General features: G+C 69.9%; 21 protein-coding genes. 14 read left to right on the top strand and 7 right to left on the bottom strand.

Annotated features, from left to right (window positions below; all coding sequences use genetic code 11):
* Positions 1 to 5: 5 nt before the first annotated feature.
* Positions 6 to 1,715 (bottom strand): acyclic terpene utilization AtuA family protein, encoded by a 1,710-nt coding sequence (locus K8625_RS26480; protein WP_223784250.1) that lies wholly within the window; start codon positions 1,713 to 1,715, stop codon positions 6 to 8.
* Positions 1,716 to 1,816: 101 nt separating this feature from the next.
* On the opposite strand from K8625_RS26480, the gene K8625_RS26475 reads away from it, so the two are divergent.
* The 7 genes from K8625_RS26475 to K8625_RS26445 all read left to right on the top strand — a co-directional run bounded on the left by K8625_RS26475 (position 1,817) and on the right by K8625_RS26445 (position 9,039).
* Complete coding sequence (locus tag K8625_RS26475; RefSeq protein WP_223749425.1) at positions 1,817 to 2,452, top strand: TetR/AcrR family transcriptional regulator; 636 nt, start codon at positions 1,817 to 1,819, stop codon at positions 2,450 to 2,452.
* Between the two features lie 65 nt (positions 2,453 to 2,517).
* Positions 2,518 to 3,396, top strand: a complete 879-nt coding sequence (locus K8625_RS26470) for an SDR family oxidoreductase (protein ID WP_223784249.1) — start codon at positions 2,518 to 2,520, stop codon at positions 3,394 to 3,396.
* A gap of 37 nt (positions 3,397 to 3,433) precedes the next feature.
* Positions 3,434 to 4,888 carry a hypothetical protein gene (locus tag K8625_RS26465; RefSeq protein WP_223749429.1) on the top strand — a complete coding sequence of 485 codons (1,455 nt, stop codon included), beginning with the start codon at positions 3,434 to 3,436 and terminating at the stop codon, positions 4,886 to 4,888.
* Between the two features lie 119 nt (positions 4,889 to 5,007).
* Entirely contained in the window at positions 5,008 to 6,495 is a 1,488-nt protein-coding gene (locus K8625_RS26460) for a DUF1570 domain-containing protein (protein ID WP_223749430.1), read from the top strand.
* Positions 6,496 to 6,683: 188 nt separating this feature from the next.
* Positions 6,684 to 7,265 carry a hypothetical protein gene (locus K8625_RS26455; RefSeq protein ID WP_223749431.1) on the top strand — a complete coding sequence of 194 codons (582 nt, stop codon included), beginning with the start codon at positions 6,684 to 6,686 and terminating at the stop codon, positions 7,263 to 7,265.
* Positions 7,262 to 8,248: a nucleotidyl transferase AbiEii/AbiGii toxin family protein gene (locus tag K8625_RS26450; protein WP_223749432.1), complete on the top strand. Its 987-nt coding sequence runs from the start codon at positions 7,262 to 7,264 to the stop codon at positions 8,246 to 8,248. The genes K8625_RS26455 and K8625_RS26450 overlap by 4 nt, the downstream gene beginning before the upstream one ends.
* A gap of 197 nt (positions 8,249 to 8,445) precedes the next feature.
* Positions 8,446 to 9,039, top strand: coding sequence for a hypothetical protein (locus K8625_RS26445; RefSeq protein WP_223784248.1), 594 nt, complete (start codon positions 8,446 to 8,448; stop codon positions 9,037 to 9,039).
* 68 nt (positions 9,040 to 9,107) lie between these two features.
* On the opposite strand, the gene K8625_RS26440 is transcribed toward K8625_RS26445, so the two are convergent.
* Together K8625_RS26440 and K8625_RS26435 are read right to left on the bottom strand one after the other, a co-directional pair.
* A complete protein-coding gene (locus tag K8625_RS26440; RefSeq protein WP_223784247.1) occupies positions 9,108 to 9,413 on the bottom strand; it encodes a hypothetical protein in 306 nt (101 codons plus the stop codon).
* Positions 9,414 to 9,585: 172 nt separating this feature from the next.
* On the bottom strand, positions 9,586 to 12,984 hold the full coding sequence (locus K8625_RS26435; protein WP_223784246.1) for an amidohydrolase family protein: 3,399 nt from the start codon (positions 12,982 to 12,984) through the stop codon (positions 9,586 to 9,588).
* A gap of 188 nt (positions 12,985 to 13,172) precedes the next feature.
* On the opposite strand from K8625_RS26435, the gene K8625_RS26430 reads away from it, so the two are divergent.
* The 3 genes from K8625_RS26430 to K8625_RS26420 all read left to right on the top strand — a co-directional run bounded on the left by K8625_RS26430 (position 13,173) and on the right by K8625_RS26420 (position 14,937).
* Entirely contained in the window at positions 13,173 to 13,625 is a 453-nt protein-coding gene (locus K8625_RS26430) for a PaaI family thioesterase (RefSeq protein ID WP_046710288.1), read from the top strand.
* A 5-nt stretch (positions 13,626 to 13,630) separates the two neighbouring features.
* Positions 13,631 to 14,089: a PaaI family thioesterase gene (locus K8625_RS26425; RefSeq protein WP_194869471.1), complete on the top strand. Its 459-nt coding sequence runs from the start codon at positions 13,631 to 13,633 to the stop codon at positions 14,087 to 14,089.
* Between the two features lie 98 nt (positions 14,090 to 14,187).
* The gene (locus K8625_RS26420) at positions 14,188 to 14,937 is read left to right on the top strand and encodes a DUF4142 domain-containing protein (RefSeq protein WP_223784245.1); all 750 of its coding nucleotides are present in this window, start codon (positions 14,188 to 14,190) and stop codon (positions 14,935 to 14,937) included.
* A 13-nt stretch (positions 14,938 to 14,950) separates the two neighbouring features.
* Here K8625_RS26420 and K8625_RS26415 read toward each other — a convergent pair whose 3' ends face one another.
* The 3 genes from K8625_RS26415 to K8625_RS26405 all read right to left on the bottom strand — a co-directional run bounded on the left by K8625_RS26415 (position 14,951) and on the right by K8625_RS26405 (position 17,795).
* Positions 14,951 to 16,411, bottom strand: coding sequence for a protein kinase (locus K8625_RS26415; protein ID WP_223784244.1), 1,461 nt, complete (start codon positions 16,409 to 16,411; stop codon positions 14,951 to 14,953).
* Positions 16,412 to 16,471: 60 nt separating this feature from the next.
* Positions 16,472 to 16,771 (bottom strand): pilus assembly protein N-terminal domain-containing protein, encoded by a 300-nt coding sequence (locus K8625_RS43865; protein ID WP_141333045.1) that lies wholly within the window; start codon positions 16,769 to 16,771, stop codon positions 16,472 to 16,474.
* Between the two features lie 109 nt (positions 16,772 to 16,880).
* Positions 16,881 to 17,795, bottom strand: a complete 915-nt coding sequence (locus K8625_RS26405; RefSeq protein ID WP_223749438.1) for a sigma-70 family RNA polymerase sigma factor — start codon at positions 17,793 to 17,795, stop codon at positions 16,881 to 16,883.
* Between the two features lie 265 nt (positions 17,796 to 18,060).
* On the opposite strand from K8625_RS26405, the gene K8625_RS26400 reads away from it, so the two are divergent.
* The gene (locus K8625_RS26400; protein WP_223784243.1) at positions 18,061 to 19,629 is read left to right on the top strand and encodes a hypothetical protein; all 1,569 of its coding nucleotides are present in this window, start codon (positions 18,061 to 18,063) and stop codon (positions 19,627 to 19,629) included.
* 454 nt (positions 19,630 to 20,083) lie between these two features.
* On the opposite strand, the gene K8625_RS26395 is transcribed toward K8625_RS26400, so the two are convergent.
* Positions 20,084 to 20,425, bottom strand: a complete 342-nt coding sequence (locus K8625_RS26395) for a hypothetical protein (protein ID WP_194869587.1) — start codon at positions 20,423 to 20,425, stop codon at positions 20,084 to 20,086.
* A gap of 397 nt (positions 20,426 to 20,822) precedes the next feature.
* Between K8625_RS26395 and K8625_RS26390 the strand changes: the two genes are divergently transcribed.
* From K8625_RS26390 to K8625_RS26380, 3 genes are all read left to right on the top strand, one after another.
* Entirely contained in the window at positions 20,823 to 22,175 is a 1,353-nt protein-coding gene (locus K8625_RS26390) for an RtcB family protein (protein ID WP_223749440.1), read from the top strand.
* A 69-nt stretch (positions 22,176 to 22,244) separates the two neighbouring features.
* Positions 22,245 to 23,162, top strand: coding sequence for a TIGR02266 family protein (locus tag K8625_RS26385; RefSeq protein ID WP_223784242.1), 918 nt, complete (start codon positions 22,245 to 22,247; stop codon positions 23,160 to 23,162).
* A 117-nt stretch (positions 23,163 to 23,279) separates the two neighbouring features.
* The gene (locus tag K8625_RS26380; protein WP_223749442.1) at positions 23,280 to 23,759 is read left to right on the top strand and encodes a cupin domain-containing protein; all 480 of its coding nucleotides are present in this window, start codon (positions 23,280 to 23,282) and stop codon (positions 23,757 to 23,759) included.
* Positions 23,760 to 23,858 lie beyond the last annotated feature (99 nt).

Here is a 23,858-nt window from a genome sequence, read left to right as displayed (position 1 = left end):
CGGCCTCACCCCTCTCCTTCGCGCAGCAGCGACTCGGGAATGTCCACGTGACGCGAGCGCAGCCACTCGCCCAGCGCCTTGCCCTGCGGGTCGAAGCGCGTCGACGACGACACGCCCTCGCCCAGGATTCCATCGACCACGAAGTTCAACCCGCGCAGCTTCGGGAACACGTGCCGCTCCACCGGGAAGGCCGCGGCCTCCGGGAGCAGCTCCTTCAGCTTCTCCGCCGTGAGGAAGCGCGACAGCCAGCGCCACGCCTCATCCGAGCGCGCCCACACGCCGATGTTCGCCATGCCGCCCTTGTCACCGCTGCGAGTCGCCACCAGCCGACCCAGCGGCACCCGGCGCGTGGGCCCCGAGGACAGCGGCTCCGTCAACGGGAGCGGCTCCACCGGCGCCAGCGCCTGAGATTGCGCGGGCGGCGTGATGGCGGTGCGCGTGCCGTCGGGCAGCACCGCCACGTGCTCCACCTTGCTCGCGTCGACATAGGCCGGCGTGTAGACACCATACGGCGCGCCATCCGAGGGCGGCGCCGTCATGGTGAAGCCCGGGTAGGTGCCCAGCGCCAGCTCCACCGCGGCGCCGCTGAACGCTCGGCCCACCAGTCTCGGGTCCTGGTCCTTCACCACCACGCGCAGGAACGCGGCGGCCTGCTCCTCCGTGGCCGCGTCCTCGCGGTCCGTGCGCACCAGCGTCCAGTGCGCCTCGCTCGGCTTGCGCGTGAGCGCCGCCTCCATCTGCTCGCGGATGAGCCGCGCCTTGTCCTCGATGTCCAGGCCCACGAGGACGAACGTCGCCTCGTTCTTGTAGCCCCCCAGGTGGTTGAGGCACACCTTCACCGTGGGCGGAGGCGGCTCGCCGCGCACGCCGCTGATGCGCACCCGGTCCTTGCCGTCCGCCGTCAGGGCAATCGAGTCGAAGCGGGCCGTGGCGTCCGGCCCCGCGTAGCGCGCACCCGTGACTTCATAGAGCAGCTGCGCGAGCACCGTGTCCACCGTCACCGCGCCGCCCGTGCCCGCGTGCTTGGAGATGACGGACGAGCCATCCGCGGACACCTCCGCCAGCGGGAAGCCCGGACGGCGCACGTCGATCTCCTTGAAGAAGGAGTAGTTGCCGCCCGTGGCCTGCGTGCCGCACTCCAGCACGTGGCCCGCGACCATCGCGCCCGCGAGCTTGTCCCAGTCATCCTTCTTCCAGCCGAAGTGCGCGGCCGCCGGCCCCACCACCAGGGACGCGTCCGTCACGCGGCCGGTGACGACGATGTCCGCGCCCACGCGCAGGCACTCGGCGATGCCCCAGCCGCCCAGGTACGCGTTCGCGGTGATGGGCGAGCCCAGGCCCAGCGCGTCCGCGCTGCCGGAGAGGTCATCCCCCTCCACGTGCGCGATGCGGGCCTTGAGTCCCAGCTTGTCATTGAGCGCTCGCAGCGCCTCGGCGAGCCCGGCCGGATTCAGGCCCCCCGCGTTGGCGACGATGCGCACCTTCTTCTCCAGCGCCAATCCCAGACACTGCTCCATCTGCCGCAGGAAGGTCTTGGCGTAGCCGGTGGCCGGGTCCTTCATCCGGTCCCGACCGAGAATCAACATCGTCAGCTCCGCCAGGTAGTCGCCCGTGAGGACGTCCAACTGGCCGCCCTCGAGCATCTCCCGGACGGCCGAGAACCGGTCACCGTAGAAACCCGACGCGTTGCCGATACGGAGGGGGGACTCGCTCATGCGCTCTCCACGTCCTGCCTGAATGCGGAGCAGTGTGGGAGGCCATGCCTAAAAAAGCAAGCGCGCTTGCTTTTTTCCAGGGCGGCTTCCAAGCTGACCTCGTGAGCGAGGCACCGGCCGCGACAGGACGACAGGAGCAGGAGCGCAGCCGCGTCACCCGGCAGCGACTGATGGAGGCGGCCATCAGCGCCCTGTCGGAGCTGGGGTGGGCGGGCGCGACGATGACGGTCATCGCCGAGCGGGCCGGCGTGTCCCGCGGCGCCTGTCAGCACCACTTCCCCACGCGCGGTGATTTGGTGGCGGCCGCGGTCGAGTACGTGGGCCATCAGCAGATGGAGGAGCTCGGTCGGCGGGCGGCCCGGCTGCCAGCGGACCAGCGGCGCACGGAGAGCATCCTCCACATGCTGGCGGGCTTCTACACGCACCCGCTGTTCGTCGCGGCCGTGCAGCTGTGGGTGGCGGCGAGCACGGACGAGGAGCTGCGCTCGCAGCTGGTGCCGGTGGAGACGAAGGTGGGGCGGGAGGTGCACCGGCTGACGGTGTCGCTGCTCGGCGTGGACGAGCGCGAGCCGGGCGTGCGCGAGCTGGTGCAGGCGACGCTGGACCTGGTGCGCGGCCTGGGGCTGGCGAACCTGCTGCGCGACGACAGCGCGCGGCGAAAGAAGATTCTCCACCGCTGGGCGCTCACGCTGGAGGACGCGCTGCGTCCCCGGTCCGGGCGCAAGGCGGAGGACTGACGGGCCGCGACGTTCGCGACAACACGCCCCGACGACACTCGGGCGGGGCCACATCGGGAGAGCACATGGGCTACCGCTCCGTATTCGCGCCGGGGTTGTTCAAGGGACAGAACATCATCGTCACCGGAGGCGGCAGCGGCATCGGCCGCTGTACCGCGCACGAGCTGGCGGCGCTCGGCGCGCACGTCATCCTGGTGGGCCGCAAGCCGGACAAGCTGGAGAAGGTGGCGGCGGAGCTCCGCGAGGACGGCGGCGAGTGCTCGCTGGAGACGGTGGACATCCGCGACGAGGAGGGCGTGAAGGCCGCGGTGGCGCGCATCGTCGCGGCGCGCGGGCGCATCCACGGGCTGGTGAACAACGCGGGCGGGCAGTTCCCCTCGCCGCTGTCGGCCATCTCGAAGAAGGGCTTCGAGGCGGTGGTGGCCACCAACCTCACGGGAGGCTTCCTGGTGGCGCGCGAGGTGTTCAACCAGTCGATGAGCCAGACGGGAGGCTCCATCGTCAACATGCTCGCGGATGCGTGGGGCGGCATGCCGGGCATGGGGCACTCGGGCGCGGCGCGCATGGGCATGCTCAACCTGACGCAGACGGCGGCGGTGGAGTGGGCCTTCGCCGGGGTGCGCGTCAACGCGGTGGCGCCCGGGTGGGTGGCCTCCAGCGGCATGGACAGCTACCAGGACGAGGGCGTCAAGGCGCTCATCCCCATGCTCAAGCAGGAGGTGCCCCTGCACCGGCTCGCCACCGAGGCCGAGGTGAGCGGCGCGATTGTGTTCCTGCTGTCGGACGTGGCCGCGTTCATCACCGGCGAGGTCATCAAGATTGACGGTGGCGCGTCCTGCAACACCAAGATTTTTCCGCTGGAGGAGACCAGCGCCTCCAAGCCCTACGAGGGCTTCCACCGCGCCGCCGCGCCGCGCATCCTGGGTGGCCCCGCGAAGGAATGATTCGCGTCCCACCTCGCGGCCGTGACAAGAATCCGGGATGGCATTCCGGGTTCTCTGGGTGGGGTGGATGCTGGCGATGGTGTCGGGCTGCGCGAGCACGCGCGCGCCGTCTCCTCGCGAGGATGACGCGGTCTGGACCGAGGTCCGCAGCCGACACTTCCGCGTCCTGACGAACGTGGAGCCCCAGGAGGCCACGCGAGCCGCGCTCGAGCTGGAGACGCTCCGCGGCGCCGTGTCGCGGCTGTGGGGCGGGGACGAGGACATCCCCGGCGCGATGGACGTCGTGCTCCTGCGCGACGCCGCCGAGCTGGAGTCGCTCGTCCCTGGGACTTCCGGTGGCTTCTCCGCGAGGTCCGCCGAAGGGGCGCTGCTCGTCATCACCCAGGAGGACTCGGAGCGAGGAGCAAGGACGCGGGCCCGCGCGCTGGGCTACGAGCTGAGCCGTCGCGTGTTGCAGAGCCGCCCCCGGTGGCTCGCGGAGGGGCTCGCCCGCTCCCTGGAGACCGTGCGCGTCGAGCACGGCACCCGCGAGGCCGTGCTGGGGCGGGAGGATGCGTCCAGCCTGGAGCGGGTCCGCGAGAAGGGGTGGCTCGACATCGACGCGCTCTGGGAACAGGAGCATGTGCTGAAGCCGAGCCCCGAGGAGCAGCAGTGGCGCGATGCCTCCGCGTGGCTCTGGGTGCACTTCCTCGCGCAGGAGCAGCCGGCGCGCTTCGGCAAGTGGCTCGCGTTGCTGGCCCAGGGCGAGGACTCACGCGCCACGTGGGAGACGACCTTCGGAGACCTGGACGCGCTGCGGAGCGGTGTGCGCCGGCACGCCTCTCGCGAGCGGTATGTCCCTCGCGCGTCACCGCTCCCCGCCATCCCGGAGGAGGTCACCGTGCGCGCACTCGGCTCCGCCGATGTCCACGTCCTGCGCGCGCGGGTCCTGATGCATGCGCCAGGGAAGGACGCGCGGGCGGAGGCGCTCGCAGAGGTCCAGCGGGCCCTGGGCGAAGCGCCGACCCATGTCGACGCGGCGACGCTCGCCGCGCGCTTGTCGGAGGACACTCCAGAGCATCTCCAGCGAGCCCATGCGTTGGTGCGGGACCATCCCGACGATGCGCGCGCCTGGATGCTGCTGGCGGAGCTGCTGGACCCGTCCCTCGAGCCGGGCGCGCAGGCGGATGCGCGACGGCGCGCGACCAGCCTGGCCCGCGATGACGTCTCCACCCTCGTCCGCGTCGCCGACAGCTACAACGAGACGGGCAACCTGGAGGAAGGCCTGCCCACGGCCCGCCGCGCCCTGGAGCTGGACCCTCGCAGCCCCGCCGCGCTGACGTCCCTGGCCTTCCTGTCCTTCCGCTCCGATGGCTGCTCCAAGGCGAAGCGCCTGCAGTACCGGGTCCGGGACCTGCTCGACGGGTCCACCACCGCCGACTTCCGCGAGGCGATGGAAGAGCGGCTGCGCACCTTCGAGCGCAAGTGCAACGCCAACCGGCCTCCTCGCTGAGCCCGAAGCCTCCCATCCCCTGACGTCTCTGTATGGGCTCCAAGGACTCATCATGAGAGAGGGATGAACCCTCCCCGGGGTCCGTGGGAATCGTGGAGAGGATGTGCCAGAAGCCCCGCATGCCAATGTCAAAGGTGTGGGTGGGATTGCTGGGGCTCCTGGTGTTCTCGGGCTGCGCGGGCTCGCGGGCGCTGTGTCCGCGCGAGGGGGGCCGGGCCTGGTCGGAGGTGAGGAGCGAGCACTTCCGCATGCACACGGACCTGTCGCCGGAGGTCGCGGCGAAGTCGGCCATCGAGTTGGAGAAGCTGCGCCGGGCGCTGCTGCTGGCGTGGGGCACGGACTTCAATCCCCCGGGCTCGCTCGACGTCATCCTGCTGCGCAACACGAGTGAGCTGGCGGAGTTCACCCAGGGCCGCTACGTCGGCTTCGTGTCCACCACGGAGCGTGGCCCGCTGCTCGTCATGTCGGGCGAGGGCTACCTGCTGGACAACGGCCCCGAGCTGCAACTACAGACACATGAGCTGGCGCACTACCTGAGCCAGCATGTCCTGCTGCGGCAGCCGCGCTGGCTGGCCGAGGGACTGGCGCAGTACCTGGAGACCACGCACATCAAGCCCAGCACGGGCGAGGCGGTGCTCGGCCGGGTGAACGCGAACAGCCGCAACTATGTGACGCGCAACGGCTGGCTCGGCATCGACGAGCTGTGGGAGTGGGACCAGAAGGAGCTGCTCAGCGACGCGGAGAGCCAGCAGCACTACGCCTCCGCGTGGCTCTGGGTGCACTACCTCATCAACATGCACCCGGAGCGCTTCGACGCGTTCCAGACGCGGCTGGCCCGCGCGGAGGACCCGCAGCGCGCCTTCGCGCAGTCCTTCCAGGGCGTGAGTGATTTGGGCGGTGACTTGCGCACGTACCTGATGAGCGGGCGCTCGGCGTACCTCACGCTGCCGCTGCCGGCGGTGTCCACCCAGGTGGCGGTGCGGGAGCTGGGCAGCGCCGAGGTGCACGCCAACCGCGGGCTCATGTTCCTGCGCGCCCCGGGCGAGCTGACCCAGGCGCAGCGCAAGGAGAAGGCCGGCGCCGAGCTGGCACAGGCCCTGACGGAGGACCCGACCAACGTGAGCGCCGCAGTGCTCGCCACGCAGCTGTCCTCGAACCGCCAGGAGCACCTGGCGCGGGCTCGGGAGCTGGTGAAGGCGCACCCGGAGGACGGACGCGGGTGGGACCTGTTGGCGGAGATGCTGAGCGACCAGGACGAGCCCCAGGCGCTGGAGCAGGCGCGCGAGTCGGCCGCGCGGCTGCTGCCGCATGACGTGCGCATGCTCACGAGCCTCGCCCAGCACTACATGATGACGCTCCAGCCGCAGAAGGGGCTGCCCTCGGCGAAGCGCGCGGTGGAGCTCTCCCCGGGCAATCCGTTCGGGCTCGCGGTCCAGGCCGCGCTGTTCTTCCAGCTGGACCGGTGCGCGGAGGCCGTCGGCTTCCAGCGCCGCGCCGTGGACATGCTGCACGAGGCGTACACGGCCGAGTTCCGCAAGGACTTGCGCGAGCGGCTCCAGCGCTACGAGGCGAAGTGCGGGGCGGCGGTGTCCAAGCCAGTGCCGTGAAGTTCGGGCCTCGCTGAGGATCCGTGACTTGCCCCACCCCAGCAGAGGAGCAGGCAGGCGGCGAGTGAACCTCCGCTTCAGCCATTCCACCCTGCGGTGGAACCCCGTTTCAAGGATTCCAGTGACTTAGAACGAGGCCTTGCGGGCCTGAGCTGCCATTTGTACTTTTTCTCCGGAGAAAAAGTACAATGGCGACCATGGTTCTCCCACAGCTCGAAGAAGGTCGGGTCTACCGTACACAGGACTTCGAGCCTTGGACCTCCAACCCTCCTAGGTATGCGAAGGCGCTGGTCGACAAGGGGGTCTTGGTCCCGGTCGCGCATGGTCTGTTCGCCGTCCCCAAGCGCGGCAAGTTCGGTGTGGTGCCACCTACCGACGATGCGCTCATGCGGGCGTTCCTCAAGGACAGCCCCTTCGTGTTCACCGGTCCCGAGCGTTGGAACGCACTGGGGCTGGGAGCGACAGCCGTGTTCGCGGTGCCGCTCGTCTACAACACGAAGCGCTCCGGGCGCGTCGAGTTCGGTCTTCGCCGCTTCGAATTGCGGCGCATTGCCTTCCCCCAGCCGGCGCCCAAGGAGTGGTTCGTGGTGGACCTCTTCGAGAACGCGGAGCAGGCTGGCGCCTCGCGTGCGAAGATGGCCGAGGCGCTGACGCATGCGCTTTCGCGCGGCGACTTCGACCGCGAGCTGCTGAGCACCATGGCCCGGCGCTACGGAACAAGACCGACGCGAGACCTGATCAACACGGCGCTCCGAGCTGACTTCGTTTGAACTTCATTCACGACGACTCCGATTTCGACGACCTGCTCCGAATCGTCGCGAAAGACCGAGGCCTCTCGGTCGCGCTGGTCGAGAAGGATTATTGGGTCACCCACACGCTGTGGGCTCTCCATGCGACGGGATTCCAGGTCTGGTTCAAAGGGGGAACATCGCTCTCCAAGGGCTTCGACCTCATCCGTCGATTCTCCGAGGACCTGGACCTCAAGCTCGAGCCCGGAACTGTCTCTCTGCCCGAGGTCTCGAGTTGGACCAAGGATGGGACGAAGGTGACAGGACAGAGGAAGGCCTACTTCGAGGCCCTCCCGACCCTCGTCAAGATTCCAGGGACGAGCGCCACGCTCGACCTGCGGTCGACGGACACAAAGCGCTGGCGCTCCGGGAACATCCAGGTGAGCTATCCTGCTCGGCACCTCGGTGACCTCGCGGATGTGCTCCGCCCATTCGTCCTGCTCGAGATTGGCAGCGCTCGGGTCACACCCTTCGTGCATCGGGACATGACGTCCTTCGTGCATGAAGCGCTCGAAGCAAGAGGCCAACTCGGGGACTACGACGACAATCGGCCGAAGGCTGTGCGCTGCGTACACCCGCTCGTCACACTGCTCGAAAAACTCGACGCACTTCAGCGGAAGGCTCTTCACGACGAGAAAGAGCCAGCATCCTTCGTCAGGCACTACGAAGACGCCGCACGAATCATTGAAGCGGAGTCACGGCTGCCGACGCTTCCTGACTATCCCAGCGTGCACGCGCTCGCGTCGGAGATGGTGGCACAGAAGCAAATCATCGAGCCGCCACGACCCGATGCGCCTGCTCTTCAGCTGCCTCCCTGTAAGAGGACGGACGACATCCGAGCAGCACACGAGGCCATCGGTCGGATGTTCTGGGGCTCGAGGAAGACGCTCGATGAAGCGCTGGAAACGATTCGGGCGTGGCTCGAACGTACAGGTCTGGGAGCAGCGTCTCCAGACGGCCTTTAGAAGGCAGCTCAGCGCAGGACTCGGCGATGTGGCTCGAGTTGGGCCCGCACGACGGGCCCGCACCGGAGCGGGGCGCGCATCGCCCGTTGGACCTGGGTACACGTCCATTGCTCGACAGCCATCACGGTCGACGCACGGGGCGGCGGCGCGGCACCGGCCGTCACTACCGTGGTTCCACCTTCAACCCCGAGGTGGACATGCACACGCACATTCGTTGGCTGTGGTTCATGGCATTCATCGTGGTCTCCGGCGCGCTCTCCGCTTGCGGCACGGAGGGCAGCCCGGTGCTCGAAGAGGAGTCCGCGCTGGAGTCGAGTGAGGCGCCGCTGCTCGGCACCGTCACCTGTCTGCTCGGGACGACGACCATCTCCTTCTCGCCGCCCATCACCAACGAGCCCCGGGACACGACGGTGTCCGGCAGCGGGACGCTCACCAACTGCGTCGCGGTGCTGGCGGACCCGGTGATTTCGGGCACCACCGGCTTCGCTCCGGCGCTGCGCAGGAACTACACCTGCGACTCGCTGCTCGGCATCAGTGGAGGCTCGGTGACGGTGACGTGGAACACGGGCGAGACGTCGCAGCTCTCGCTCACCCAGGTCGTCGTTCAAGGTGGCACCACGACGCGGACCACGCAGCAGATTGGCACCGTGGTGTCCGGCAAGTACGCGGGAGCCACGGCGGTGCGGACGCTGGTGTTCGTGGTCGCGGACCTGGAGAACGCCTGCGCCTCTCCGGAGGGGCTCGCCCAGTACACCAGCACGCAGACGCTGGTGCTGACGCTCATCCCCTGACGTGAGGGACGGGCTCCGGAGGTTCGTTCCGGAGCCCGTCGTGGGTCATGCGCGCGAGAAGCCGTGCGCTAGAGGGCCAGCGCGGGCAGACACGTCGTGATGGCGGTGAGCTGCAGCCCACAGCTCCCCAGACAGGGGACGAGGCTCAACACGGGTGAGAACTCCACGCAGGTCACGATGCACGCGCGAGCCTGCTCCGTCGCCGGATTGAGACACGCGAGGAACTCAGGGAGACCGGCGGCCTCGACAGTCGGAGCGTCGGCGGAAGGTGAAGGCTCGGGAGCCGCCGTCTCCTCGGCAGGGTCCATGGGTCCGCAGCCCACGGCCATCATCAGCACGAACGTTCCCGCCAACCGCTTCATCAGATTCAGCATGGTGACGCCTCCTGTGTTGCAACCCGGAGCGTCCCAGTTCACGGCAGTGCATCCCAGTGAGCCCCGGTCCCGAGTCATGTCCACCGGGCTCCAGTCGTTCACCCTCGAGGAGGAATCCGGTGCGGGTCCACGCAGCTCCCGCACCGAGGCTCACCGTGACGCCACGCTTCACTCAGTCACACGAGTGCGTGTGCGTATGCGCGCTGGCCTTGGGGCTCCAGCCCTCGTTGCCGTCCTTCTCGAAGAAGAACTTCGCGCGCTGGCGCTGCCGCGTGCCCACTTCGTTCAGCGTGGCCGCGTCGTACAGCCGCCCGTTCACCATCGTGTAGCGCACGGAGCGGCTGTTCATCAGGTCCTCCAGCGGGTTCCTGTCCAACACGATGAGGTCCGCCAGCTTCCCCTCCTCCAGCGAGCCAATCTCCCCATCCATGCCCAGATAACGCGCCCCACCGAGCGTCCCCGCGCGCAGCGCCTGCAACGGCTTCATCCCGCCCTGGCCGAACATCGACAGCTCCCAGTGCGCCGCCAACCCCTCGCGCTGTCCATGCGCGCCGAGCTGCACGTTCACCCCCGCCTCATTCAGCTCCCTCGCCGTCCGCGCCGCGTCGAAATGATTCATCTCGTCGTCCGGCACCATCGTCCGCCGGCGGCTGCGTGAATCCACCACCCGCCGCGGCACGAAGGACAACAGCCGCTCGTCCTCCCAGACGTTCGTCTTCTGGTACCAGTAGTTCTCACCCCAGTTGCCGCCATACGCCACCCCCAACGTCGGCGTGTAGCCCGTCCCGCTCTTCCCCCACAGCTGCCTCACGTCCGCGTAGATGCGCGCCACCGGAATCGCGTGCTCCACGCCCGTGTGCCCATCCACCACCATCGTCAGGTTGTGCTGCAGCAACGAGCCACCCTCGGGCACCACCAGCATCTCCAGCTCCCGCGCCGCCTGGAGCACCTTCTGCCGCTGGTCCCTCCTCGGCTGGTTGTAGCTCTTCACGCTGAAGGCCCCCATCGCCTTCATCCGCCGCAGGTGCGAGCGCGCATCGTCCAGCGTCTCAATCGGCGCGCGATACCCCACCCCCGCCGCGCCATACAGGATGGTCCCCGTCGAGAAGATGCGCGGCGACACCAACGCCCCCGCCCTCCCCAGCTCACTCGCCGCGAACACCTCCTCCGACGAGTTCGACGGGTCATGCAGCGTCGTCACTCCGTACGCCAGCGACGCCGCCTGCACCCAGCTCTGCTCCGGCATCAGCCCATCCACCCCCATGGCCCCATGCCAGTGCACGTCCACCAGGCCCGGCATCAACGTCTTGCCCTTCACGTCGACCACCTTCGCCCCAGCCGGCACCTGCACCTTGCCCACCGGCCCCACCGCGACGATGCGGTTGCCCTTCACCACCACCACGCCCTGCTCGAGCACCTCGTCACCCTTCATCGTGATGACGCGCCCACCCACCAGCGCCAGCGTCCCCTCCGGCACATCCGTCTTCACCAGGAACGACAGGTCCACGCCCTTCTCCGGCACCGGCGGCAGCTTCTCCGGCGCGCCGTCCACGAACGTGAACGCCTGCTTCAGCTCCCGCGTGAACAGCTCCGGCCCCAGCGCCCAGTGAAGCCCCTGGCTGTTGCCCGCCCAGTGCAGGTACTCGCCCGCGTCGCGGCTCACCTTCGCCACCGGCAACGCCTTCGCGTCCGGCCCCACCACCGCCGCCTTCGCCCCCTTGGGGAACGGCGTGATGAACGCGTTGAAGTTCTCCCGGAACGCCACCCACCGCTCGTCCGGAGACACCTTCAGCTCCGTCGCCTCCGCGCTCGTCACGTGCGTGCGCTCCTGGCTCCCGTCCAGACCCACGCTCTTCAACGAGCGCACGTCCTCCTTCTCCTTCGACTCCACATGCAGGAAGTACACGCGGTCCGAGCGCACACCGAAGTGCGGCTGCTCTCCATCCCGAGCCAGCCTGCGCGGCGTGCCTCCCGCCACCGGCTGCACGAACAGGCCCGTCTCCCGGCTCCACTGCCCCGGCATCAGGTAGCCATCCCCCGACGCGCGATACACCAGCGACTTGCCATCCGGGCTCAGCGCCGGCTCCACGTAGTAGCCCGGCCGCGTCGACACCACCTTGCCCTCACCGCCCGTGGCCGACACCATGCGGATGGCGCCCAGCTTCTCGTCGTCCCACGTCGTGTAGACGATGGAGCGCCCGTCCCGTGAGAACGACGGGTAGAACTCCAGGTGGTCCTCCTGCTTCGTCAGCCGCTTCGGCGTGCCACCCGGCAGCTCCTTCACGTAGAGCTTGCCCAGCGTCTGGAACACCACCCGGTCCCCCTTCGGAGACACCTGCACCCAGCGCAGCATCTTCGTGTTGAAGCGCTCCGGCGCCACCGCCCGCGGCGAGCGCACCGCCTCGAAAATCGTGCGCGTGCCCTTCACCCGGAACGGGATGGGCGTCACCTGCTTCGTCGCCACGTCGATGCGCTGCAGCTTGCCGCCCGCCCAGAAGACAATCGCCTTGTCGTCACGCGTCCACGCCAGCGTCGGGTACACGCCGTGGATGGCCCACGTCTCCTGCATGTCCCGGTCGAGCCCGTCGTACAGCGGGCGCTCCGCCCCCGACGCCACATCCGTGACGTAGAGCACCGTCTTCGTCCGCACCCGACGGACGAACGCCAGCTGCTTGCCGTCGCGAGACGGCGTCGGGCGGATGGAGCCTCCCGGCCCGGTGACGAAGGGGTCGATCTCCTTCGTCTCCACATCCAGCCGCTGGATGGCGTAGATCTCGCCGTTGGGGTCCTTGTTGTATTCGAACGTCCGGCCCGGCGTGACGTCCTGGCTGAAGTAGACGTAGCGCCCATCCGGGGAGAACGCCGGCTCGCCCAAATCCTTCTGCTCGTTGGCGCGCTCGGTGAGCTGCACGCCCTCGCCGCCGGAGCGGTGATACATCCACACCTCGCCCGCGCCCAGCGAGCGGCGCGCCGTGAAGTGCTTGCGCGCGACGATGAACTGTCCATCCGGGCTCCACGCGGGGCTGTTGAGCAGGCGGAACTTCTCCTGCGTCACCGCCTTCACGTCCGAGCCATCCCGCTTCATCACCCAGATGTTGTCGCCCCCGCCCCTGTCACTCGTGAAGGCGATGGACTTCCCATCCGGGCTGAAGCGCGGCTGCATGTCCCAGGACACGCCCGAGGTCAGCGCCCGCGCCTCGCCGCCCGCCAGCGGCAGCACGTAGATGTCCCCCAGCAAATCGAAGACGAGCTCGTCCCCGCTGGGGCTCACGTCCACGTTCATCCACGTCCCCTCGGAGACGTCGATGGACACCTGCTTCGCCGGGAACCCGGGAGCGTCCACCTTCCACGCGTCCTTGTCCTTGTCGGCCTTGGCGGACTCGGTGTCGGACGGGGCGTTGGGGTCCACCTCCACGGCGCGGCCGGCCTCACGGGCGGCGTCATCCTTCTTCACCGGGATGGGGGGCGTGGGGTCCTGCCGGGCGGCGGGAGGCGTCTGCGCGGGCTGCGCGGCGACGAGCGCGCCCGGGACGAGCAGCAGGGCGCAGAGAGCGGAGGTCAGTCGTTTCACCAGAGGTCCTCGTGTTGGGGGACTGTGCGAGACACGGCCTTGCGGGGCGCCACACTATCCGGCTCCCCGGGGACACGCCCGGCGCGACGTGAACAGGGGGACAGCCAGGCCTCTTCCTGAGCGGCCGCGGAGGGCTCGACGCGATTCGTCACGCGCCATCCCGGGACGTTTCTGTTATCCGCATCCCCATGTCGGACGACTTCAAGCTTCCCGAAGACAAGGCCGGGCGGATGGAGCGCTGCTCCCTGTTCTACTCGGACATCGTTCCCCACAACCACGCGCTGGGTCTGAAGCTCGTGGACGTGGCCCCCACCGAGGCCACCGTCGAGCTGCCCTACGCGGACTTCCTCGTCGGCAACCCGGAGACGGGCGTCATCGCCGGCGGCCCGGTGACGACGCTCATCGACGCGACGTGCGGCACCTCCGTCATGCTCCGGCTGGGACGCATGACCCCCATGGTGACGTTGGATTTGCGCATCGACTACCTGCGCCCCGCGCGCCCCGGTGTCACCCTCACCGCCGTGGCCGAGTGCTACCGCACCACGCGCCAGGTCGCCTTCGTCCGAGCGCTGGTGCATCAGGGCGACAAGAACCACCCGGTGGCCTCCGCGCAGGGCACCTTCATGCTGACGGAGGAATGACTTCCATGAATGACACCAAGCCCTCCTCCGCCATCGCCGAGCTGGTCCTCGAGGTGCGCAAGACGCGCGAGTACAGCCGCCTCACCGACGCCATCCCCTACACGCGCTTCATGGGCATCGGCGTGGAGAACCTGGCCGGCGAGATGATGTGCCGCATGCGCTACCAGCCCATGCTCATCGGCAACAGCTTCCTGCCCGCGCTGCACGGCGGCACCCTGGGCGCGCTGCTGGAGTCCGCCTCCATCTTCGAGCTGCTCTTGAAGACGGAGACGCCGCGCGTGCCCAAGGTCATCTCGCTCACGGTGGACTTCCTGCGCTCGGGCAAGCCGCAGGACACCTTCGCGCGCGCCATCATCACCCGACAGGGCCGCCGCGTGGCCAACGTGCGCGTCGACGCCTGGCAGGATGACCGCACCCGCCCCATCGCCAGCGCGCACGCCCTGTTCCTGCTCGCCGAGCCCTGACCCCAGCCTTCGTCCGTCCGGCCGTCGTTCCCTGGCCGCGCCTGCTTCGCCGTCGCCACCTTCGAGAGGTTCGGATTCACACTTCTCGGAGGCAGGCGATGAAGCGATGGAGCGGTTGGATGCTGGTCGGCTCGCTGGTGCTGGGCGGCGCCGCGGGCGCACAGGATGACGATGTCGCCACCCAGGATGGCACCGGTGACAGTCAGGGAATGATTCGCATGGGCGAATCGGAGGCCATCGACCACGGTGAGGACCTCCAGAAGCTGGGGGATGAACAGCCCGGCACGGGCGGCTCGGGGCAGGGCGACGCCCAGGCGGCGAAGTGGATGCAGCGGGGCCTGTTGCCCGTGCCCACCGAGGAGAAGGCGTTCCTGGCGGAGCTGCACCACGCGAACCAGATGGAGGTCCAGATGGGACGGCTCGCCCAGAAGAACGGCGAGTCCCAGGCGGTGAAGGACTTCGGCGCGCGCATGGAGCGCGAGCACGGCCAGGCGGACGAGAACCTGCTGGCGTATGCGAAGTCGAAGAACCTCACGCTCGAGGAGCCCAAGGCGGACTCCACGCTCGCCCAGGCGATGCAGGAGGCCGAGCACGCGACGATGAAGAAGCTGGAGGCGCTCCAGGGCACCCCGTTCGACCGCGCGTACCTGGCCGACATGGTCGGGGACCACGACATGGACATCGCCAAGGTGATGGCCGCGCAGCAGCAGTTCGCGAGCAACACGTCGCTGAAGGCGCTGCTCGACAACCTGCTGCCCCAGCTCCAGCAACATCGTCAGGCCGCGTACCGGCTGCTCGGACAGGAGACGCCGCGTCAGGCGAGGCAGGCCCCTCGCGGCGCGCGCTGAGTGACACCGTGCTTCAGTCGCGGGTGACGGACACGGTGTAGAGCTTTCGCTCTCCGTCGCGGGTCCACACCAGCAGTTGGCCCGCGCCGACATCGAGCGGTGTGAGCAGCAACACGCCGGGCTCCGACTTGATGTCGACCAGGTCCATGCGACCGATGGCGATGCGCGAGAGTCCCTCGATTCTCAGCTCGCGCGGCGTGCCCATCACCATGGGGAAGAACGTGTTGCCGCCCGTCCTCCTCGCCTCCTCGACCTGCGCCATGAAGGTCGCGTCCTGCACCGATGGTGGCGGCTTTGTGCCCGGCTTCCACCAGAGGGCCCCGGCCCCGCCCAGCACCCCCACGCCCAGCACCGCGACCCAGCCCAGCCACACCCTCTCGCGAGGTGTCTGTTTCGAGAGCGCCTGGAGCAGTGCCTCCATCGAGGGATGACGGGCCTCGGGCTCACTCGCGAGCCCCTTCGCCACGGCCGCGCGCACGTGGCCTGGCAGTCGGGGTGGCTTCTTCACCGATGCGCCGTGCTTCGTCGGTTGTCCGGGCCGCTCGCCATACAGCGCTTCGTGCAGCGCGACGCAGAAGCTGTACTGGTCGCTCCTCGCGTCCACGGGCTGCCCGCGCCGCTGCTCGGGTGACATGTACGCGGGGGTTCCCAGCGCGGTGCCCTCGCGGGTGAGCGCGGTCTCCTCCGCGTCCACGCCGAGCGGCGCGGTGGTGAGGTCGTCCGTCGTGGGGTTCGACGCCGCTGGCTCCCGCCACCTCCTCGCGAGCCCGAAGTCCGTGACGCGTGGACGTCCGTCCCGGCCCACCAGCACGTTGGCGGGCTTGAAGTCCCGGTGCACCAGCCCTCGCTGATGCGCGGCCGCGAGCCCCAGGCCCGCCGCGTGGAACATCTCCAGCACCTCGCGCCAGGGACGCTCCTGCTCGCGCAGCCAGCCCGCGAGCGTCGGGCCCTCCACCCACTCCATCGCAAGGAAGTCCCGCCCCTCCGCGGAGCCGAGCTCGAAGATGGGCAACACATTGGGATGGGACAGGCGCGCCATCGCCTGCGCCTCGCGCAGCAGTCGGGCGCGGCTCTCCGTCTCGACACCCTCGCGCATGGGACGCAGCAGCTTCACCGCCACCTTGCGCCCCAGCCTCGGGTCCTCCGCCGCGTACACCACGCCCATGCCGCCCTCGCCCAGCAGTTCGCGCAGCACGTAGCTCCCCAGCTTCGTGCCCTCCGGCAATCGCTCTGCTGGGGACGGGCGTGCTCCCCGGGTCGACATCCCCTCCGAGTCTGGACGCGTGAGCGAGCCCGCGCCCGGTGAGGAGGCCTCGGCCGCGACCACCGCGACCAGGGCCCGACAGTCCTCACACGAGTCCAGGTGCGCCGCCACCTCCGGCACCCGCGCGCCCGACAGCACACCGCTCACGAAGCCGGCGAGCACGTTCTCGTCCGGGCACGCCTCGGGCATGGGAGAGGCCGGTGGGTTCATGGGCGCGTGTCACATCATCCCCGCTGCCCTCATTGGAGGGAAGGCAGCGGGTCCCTCGGGCTACTTCGCGGCCGCCTGCTCGGGGTCCGTCACCACCACGGCGTAGTCCCCCTGCTGCCCACCGCGCGTCCAGGTCAGCAGCCGCGTGGTGCCCGCCTCCAGCCCCGTGATTTCGAGCTTCCCGCCCCCCAGCGTCTTCACCTCCGCCGTCTCCCTGTTCCCCAGCGCCACGCGGGTCAGGTCCTTCACGGTGATGACGTGCTTGTCCCCCACCTTCAGCTCGATGCGCTCCTCCGCCAGCGCCGTCGTGCCCACCACCGTCAGCGCCACCAGGGCCAGCTTCTTCAGTGCGTTCCGCATGATTCGGGTCCTTTCAGGATGAGAGCGAGGCGTCCTCGCCTGCCTTCATCGGGGTGACACCGGCCACCAGGACGTGTTGCACGCGGGCCGCGAAAAAGTTCGCGGGGGGCTAACCGGGTTCCTTCAACAGCCCCAGGAGGCTCACGTCGAGCTGACTGTGCACCACCCGCATCAGGCTTCGCAGCTCGTCCGCGGACAGCTGGAGGCGCTCGGCCAGCCGCTCGCGCGCGCCCTCCAGCACCGTCCTCCGCGTCTGTGAAATCCAGCGCGACACCGTGGACTTGTGCGTCTGGTACATCGCGCCGATGCGCTCCAGGCTCACGCCCTCCACCACGTGCAGCCGCAGCACGGTGCGCTCGCGCGGGGACAGGCTCCCCAGCGCTCCCGCCAGGGCCTCGCGGAAGTCCTGCTGGTGGCGGCGGCGCAGGTAGTCGAGCTCGACGTCACCGCCCGCTCCGCCTCGCTCCACCCACGCGGAGCCCTCCGCCTCCGCGTCCTCCTCGGCCCTGGCGCGTCGGCCCTCCGCGCGCTGGAGGTTGAAGGCCGTGCGCACCACCGCCGCGCGCAGCCACGCGGCCAGCGGGCCCGTGCCCTGGTACTCGGCGATTCTCGGCTCGGCGTCACCCTGGGGGACGAGGAGCCGCTGACGCAATTGCTGGAGGACCTCCGCGGTGTCCAGGCCGCCACCTCGCACCCGCGTCAGCGCGCTGGCCGCACGAGGGAGCAGATGTCGCTCCAGCGCGGCGTGCGCGGTGGGCAGTCCTCGTGCACACGCGCAGGCCAGATAGAGGTCCGCCACGGGCAGCGCGGCGAGTGTCGCGGCGGGCTCGTCGCTGGGGCTCAGCCGGGTCGCGACGTGGCGCAGGAAGTCCTCTTCCGGAAGCATGACGTCCGGCCACGCCTGTCTCGCGATGGACAGCCAGGAGTCCAACAGCGCGTCGAGCCCGGGCACCTCCGCGTAGCACCGCGCCTGGGGCGGCAGGTGCTGGAGGAAGAGGTGGGAGCGACTCGGCTGCTTCGACATGCACGCCTCGGGATGAACACCCACCGGTGCGGTGGCTTTCCTTGTTACAGCGCGGGGCGCCTTTTCTACAGGCTCGCTCGGAGTCCTCGCGCGTCTCCAGGCCTGACGGGCCTGCCTGGAGTCCGGGGGTGATGCTCGCCCGAAGACGGGCTTTCGCGCCATGGGCCAGTGTCTCCGATGAGCACTGGATTCAACGCGGCCGTGCGCGCGCCTCGGCATGGGCCCTGCTTTCCCCCGCAGGGCATCCGTTCCGGAGGACAGGACGATGAGCGAGCACGCGCGGGCCCAGTTGAGAGCGTTGAAGGAATCCGCGCGGTCGTTGTTCCTCCAGGAACGGTATGGCGAGTGTGCACAGGAACTGGAGCGCATCCTCCGCCTGGTGCCCAAGGACCCGAATGCGCGCGTGCAACACGCGGAGACGTGTCGTCGCGCGGGGAACCTGCGCGCGGCCATCGCCTCCTATCGGACAGCGGCGTCGCTGCTGCTCGCACAGGGGTGTGAGGCCCGGGCCCGCGCGGCCCTGCGCGCCGCGCTGGAGCTGGACCCTCGGGATGCGGAGCTGACCTCGGACTTCGCGCGGTTGGGACAGGCGCCGGTGCCTCCCTCGACGGCGCTGGAGGATGAGCGGCTCTATCGGGACGTGGCCGGGCTCGCCGTGGAGAAGGAGGCGCCTCGGGTGGAGTCGAGGACGCGCACGCCGCCGCCTCCTCCTCCCGCGTTCGTGTTGCGCGCGGCGGAGGAGGCTCGGGTCCGGGGACCGCTGCCTTCGGTTCCTTCCATCGCTCCGGTGAGCGTGCGCGCCCTGGTGGCGCCCAGCGCTCCGCCGGTGCCCGATGACGATGAGTCGTCTGTTCTCGACCTGGTCGACGAGGTGTCCATCGACATCGACGTGGAGCCCGTGGCGACGCCCGCGCCCACCACCGTGATGGGGATTCTGCTCGATGAGGTGCCTACCGCGGACTTCCTCGCGGAGCTGCTGGCGTCGACGCCCATCCAGGTACCCGCGTCACGGTCGCCGAAGTCGTCTCCCCCTGTTGCGGAGACACGGGCTCCCGAGGTCTCCTCGCCGCGTGGATATGAGCTCGCCCTCGTGGGGGAGCGGTTGCCCGTGCCCGCGGCTCCCGCGCGGACGCTGACGTCGTTTCCTCCTCGGGGTGCCGTGGCGCCTCGGCAGGTGGAGGCTCCGCGGACTGTTCCCGCGCCTGTGACGCCTTCGCGCGGCGCGGCGCAGAACACGGGCGGCGCTGTTCGTGCTCCGTCCACGGAACGCAATCAGGCGCGGCCGATGGGCGCGGGTACCGCTTCACGGCAGGCCGGTGCGCCTTCGGCTCCCCAGGCTGCGTCTGCTCCGCGTCAGCCCGACGGTCACGAAAGCACGACGAAGGCCCCGCTCACGCTCGAGCCTCGGTGGACGCAGACGGGCACCGCGCCTCGCACGGCCGGGGCTCCCGACCCTTCATGCGCTCGGGCGAAGTCGCCCTCGACCGCGTCACCCGCGCAGGCGCTTCAGGCCACGGCACGGGTCTCGCCTCCGGCGCAGGCGCTGAGCGCGCGGGATTCTCGCGAGCCACAGCGGGTCGAGGTGAGCGCGAGCCTGTGGACCACGGGGGGACCGGTGACGGTGAATCCCGTGACGTCGTATCGACCCGAGCTGCGCTGGCTCAGTCCCAACGCGGTGGCGCTGAGGGTCTCGCCTCAGTCCCGCTGGGTCATCATCCGCTCCGAGGGTCCGTTGTCCTTGAGCCGCGCGGAGACCCTCGCGACCGAGTCACTCGAGGACTCCCGTCTGACCGCGTCGGACCTGGCCGTGGCCTCCGTAGCGCCCACGCGCTGACGCGGCCCCACGCCTGGTCGGACCTGGCCGCGACCTCCGTGAACTCCGTGGCGCCCATGCGCCGACGCGGCCTCACGCATGCTCGGACCTGGCCTTGACCTCCGTGGCGCCCATGCGCTGACGCGGCCTCACGCCTGTCGTGGACGCGTGCATGCACAGCCTCGCGCGGGCTCTCGCATCACGCATGCGGATGCGCACGCTCGCGACATCGCGGCTTCAGGTCCGCTCGCGCTCCACAAGTTCTCCACATCGGGCGGACCTGGACCTCGGCGCACTCCGGAGCCCCTTCACGAGTCGGACTCACTGGAGCACTCCACCGCCCGAGCTCCCGTCCCACCCCGAGTCCGCGCACAGCCGCGCCGGACCGCTCGAGCCCCACGGGCCCGAGCCTCCTGGCTCACCGTCACTGGACGCGGGGGAGGGCCTCACGTCCGGAGGCCCTGCCCGTCCCGCCTCACATCGGCACGGACTTCTTCGGGTCGAAGCGCTTCTTCTCGGGAGCCGGCTGCACCTGGACAGGCTGGACCTGCTCCGTCGGCGTGGCTTCCGGCTCGCGGCCCTCCACCGCCGCCTGCGCCTCCGCCTTCTCCTCCGACACCTGCGCCTTCACCGGCGCCTCGCAGTGCTCACCCTTCCGGTTCGGGTGGCAGTGCCGAATCCCATACACGTGGTGACAACCACACGCGTCCACCCGCTTCTTGGCGCAAATCGACGGATTGAACACCGGACCCGCCACCGTATCCGCCGGCACCGCCTGCAACGCCATCGCCAGGAAAACCCCGCCGAGGAAACCCATCACCCACCCCCTACCTGGATGGGAAATGGATGGGACTGGCGAGGGAATGCGGCAAGCCCCGAGCCGATCCAATTGCCGCGCTTCGCACGCGAGCCGACTTTCGCTCGGACGTCCGCGTGTGCGCGCACCCGCCGCACCACCCCACCAGGATGCGTCCAGGGCGTCCGCACGGCAACAACACCACCCCCCTCACCTCGTCCCCAGGTCCGGGGCAGGCCCATCCCACGCGCCGCGTCGCGCCCCGCTCCTCCCGAGGGAAACCCCCGGATTTCGCTCGCCTTCCCGCCCGCTCCACCCGCATCCTCGGTGGTCCCTGGCGTACCCGGTCCGGACGGTCAGCTTGTTCCGGACGTTTGCGTCGCTCGCGCGTGTTCACCCCTGTCCGGGGAGGAAAGCCATGAGTTGGAAGCAACGTCTGGAGAAGGCCGCCGAGGGCCATTACGTCCTGCCCAAGACCAAGAGCATGCGGGTCGACGCGGACCTGTTCCTCTCGGACAAGCTGCTGTGGGGCGAGGGCCCCGAGGTCCCCGGGCTGGAGGACACCGTCTTCGACCAGGTGGTCAACGCCGCGTCGTTCCCCGGCGTCACCCGCGTCGCCGTCACCCCCGACTGTCACGTGGGCTACGGCGTGCCCATCGGCACCGTCGTGGAGACCGACGGCGTCCTGCTCCCCACCGCCGCCGGCTATGACATCGGCTGCGGCATGGTGCAGCTGCAGACCTCCCTCATGGCCGAGGACGTCGCCGACCCCGTCAAGCGCCGCCAGTGGATCGACCAGGTCACCCGCCGCATCGCCGTGGGCGTGGGCGCAAGCCGCGTGCAGCACCAGCGCCGGGTGTCGGACCGCTCGTTCGCGGAGGTGGTGCGCCACGGCGCCAAGGCCCTGGGCCGGGGCTCCGCCGTCACCGAGCGCGACTTCATCCCGGTGGAGGACGACCGGGTGGACATCCCGGACCGGGCCTACGAGAAGCGCGGCCAGCTGGGCAGCCTGGGCGGCGGCAACCACTTCACCGAGATGCAGGTGGATGAGAGCGGCCGCGTCTGGGTGATGCTCCACACCGGCAGCCGCGGCTTCGGCTGGAACATCGCCAAGCACTTCTTCGTGCAGGGCGCCGCGCACCTGGGCCTCAAGAGCCGCAGCGAGGACTTCGTGTGGCTGGACGCCGACAGCGCGCTGGGCCGGGAGTACTGGAACCTGCACAACATGGCGGCCAACTTCGCCGTGGCCAACCGGCTCATCATCGGCGAGGCCGTGTGCGCCGCGCTCGAGGACGTGTTCGGCGGGACGGCGAGCGTCTACTACGAGATTTCGCACAACCTCATCCAGAAGGAGGCCGGCAGGTTCGTGGCCCGCAAGGGCGCCACGCGCGCGTTCCCCGCCGGCCACCCCGCGCTCAAGCGCACGGCCTGGGAGGGCACCGGCCACCCCATCCTGATTCCCGGCTCCATGGAGACCGGCAGCGCCATCCTCTTCGCCGAGGAGGGCGCGTCCAAGTCCATCTACTCGGTGAACCACGGCTCGGGGCGGCGGCTGTCCCGAGGCGAGGCGCGGCGGGTGCTGAAGCAGGACGCCACCGACGCGCGCATGGCCGAGGCCGGCATCATCCTCAACACCCGGCAGACGCCGCTGGACGAGTCCGGCCCCTGCTACAAGAACCTGGATGACGTGCTGGAGACGGTGGAGATGGCGGGGCTCGCCCGGGTGGCGCACCGACTCAAGCCGGTCGCCTGCATCAAGGGCGCGGATTGACCCACACGCCGTGGCACGTGGACTTTCCGGGGGGCCTGCTACAGTGGCCCCCCTCCGGAGTCCCACGACATGACCTCGTCGTCCCCTGCCTCCCGCGCGCCCGCCTCGGGCCTCCGTGAGGCCGAGCTGGCTCGCGCCGAGAGCGAGCTGTCCACCCAGGAGTCCCGACTCGCCGAGCAGGTGACGCGCGCCCTGGCCGACGCGGCCCTGCTCTCCAGCCGTCTGGACGCCGTGCGCGCCTCGCTGGCCCGCGCCCACCAGGAGCCTGACGCCGACCCCCAGCTGGGCGAGCAGGCGTCCAGGCTCCAGGCCTCCTCCGTGCCCTCACTCGACGTGGAGGCCGCGCGGGAGAGGGCGCTGGAGGCGCGGGAGAAGGCGCTGGAGGCGCGCAGGCGGATGGGCGTGGAGGTGCAGGCGGCGCTGCGCATCCAGCAGGAGCAGACGGAGAAGGTGGCGCGCGCGGTGGCGGACGCGGAGGCCGCGCTGAAGCAGCAGCAGGAGGCCACCCAGGCTCGGGCGAAGGCGCGTCAGCAGGAGGCCGCGAAGGCCCGGCAGGCGGAGCTGGCGAAGGCGTCCCAGGCCGCGCGCGAGAAGGGACAGCCGCTGCCCTCGGCGCCCTCGCGGACCTCCGGCTCGGAGGGCGCGGACGCGCGGCGCAACGGTCGGGTGCGCATGCACACGTCCATCGACATGCGCAGCGACTCCAACTTCTTCACCGGCTTCTCGATGGACATCAGCGAGGGCGGCGTCTTCATCGCCACGGTGGACGCGGTGCCGCGCGGCACGCAGGTGGAGCTGGACTTCACGCTGCCCGGTGGACGCCCCATGAAGGTGACGGGCGTGGTGCGCTGGGTGCGCGAGGCCAACCCGAAGATGCCGGAGCTGATGCCGGGCGTGGGCGTGCAGTTCACCGGCCTGCCCGAGGAGGTCGCGTCCGTCATCTCCTCGTTCGTCACCACGCGCGACCCGATGTTCTATCCCGACTGAAGCGGCGGCCTCGCTTCGTCGGATACCCAACCCCAGCGGGCGCGGGGTGTCCGTGAGAGGCAATGCCCGGGGATGAAGACAGACATCCCATGGGGAGGATGCAAAGGTTTCGTCCTCATGAGCGCGCCCACCCGAAGCCCCACCGTCCCCGTTGCCCGCCCGCCCCGGTGGGACTCGCGCCGCCGCGTGGAGCCCGCCAACGTGGCGGACGGTGAGCAGGTGGGCGACGCGCCCTCGCTGCCGTCCGTCGACAAGGTGAACCTGGCGCAGCAGCTGGCGCTGTTCTCCGAGCACGGGCCCATCGGTGAGCTCAACGGGCGGCACGTTCGGCTGGCGAAGCTGTCGGGCCCGTGTGCGTGGCGCCACCATGAGCACGAGGACGTGTTGTTCCTCGTGCTGCAGGGCCAGCTGCGCATGGAGCTGCGCGAGCGCACGGTGGAGGTGGCGCCCGGCGAGCTCATCATCATCCCGCGCGGCGTGGAGCATCGGCCCGTGGCGGAGGAGGAGGTCCACGTGCTGCTCTTCGAGCCCGCCTCCACGCTCCACACGGGCAACGTGCGCGAGGAGCGCACGGCGGACCCACTGGAGCACCTGTAGGGGCCGGTCGCCCGTGAGGTGCGCCGGGCTCATGGCCGCAGGTCTCCCGGACGAGCGAGCGCTCCAGGCGGCGAGCAGCCCGGGCTCCTCGTCCGTGAA

Source organism: Myxococcus sp. AS-1-15 (genome assembly GCF_020037055.1).
Classification (GTDB): domain Bacteria; phylum Myxococcota; class Myxococcia; order Myxococcales; family Myxococcaceae; genus Myxococcus; species Myxococcus fulvus.
This window is presented reverse-complemented; position numbering and strand designations above follow the sequence as displayed.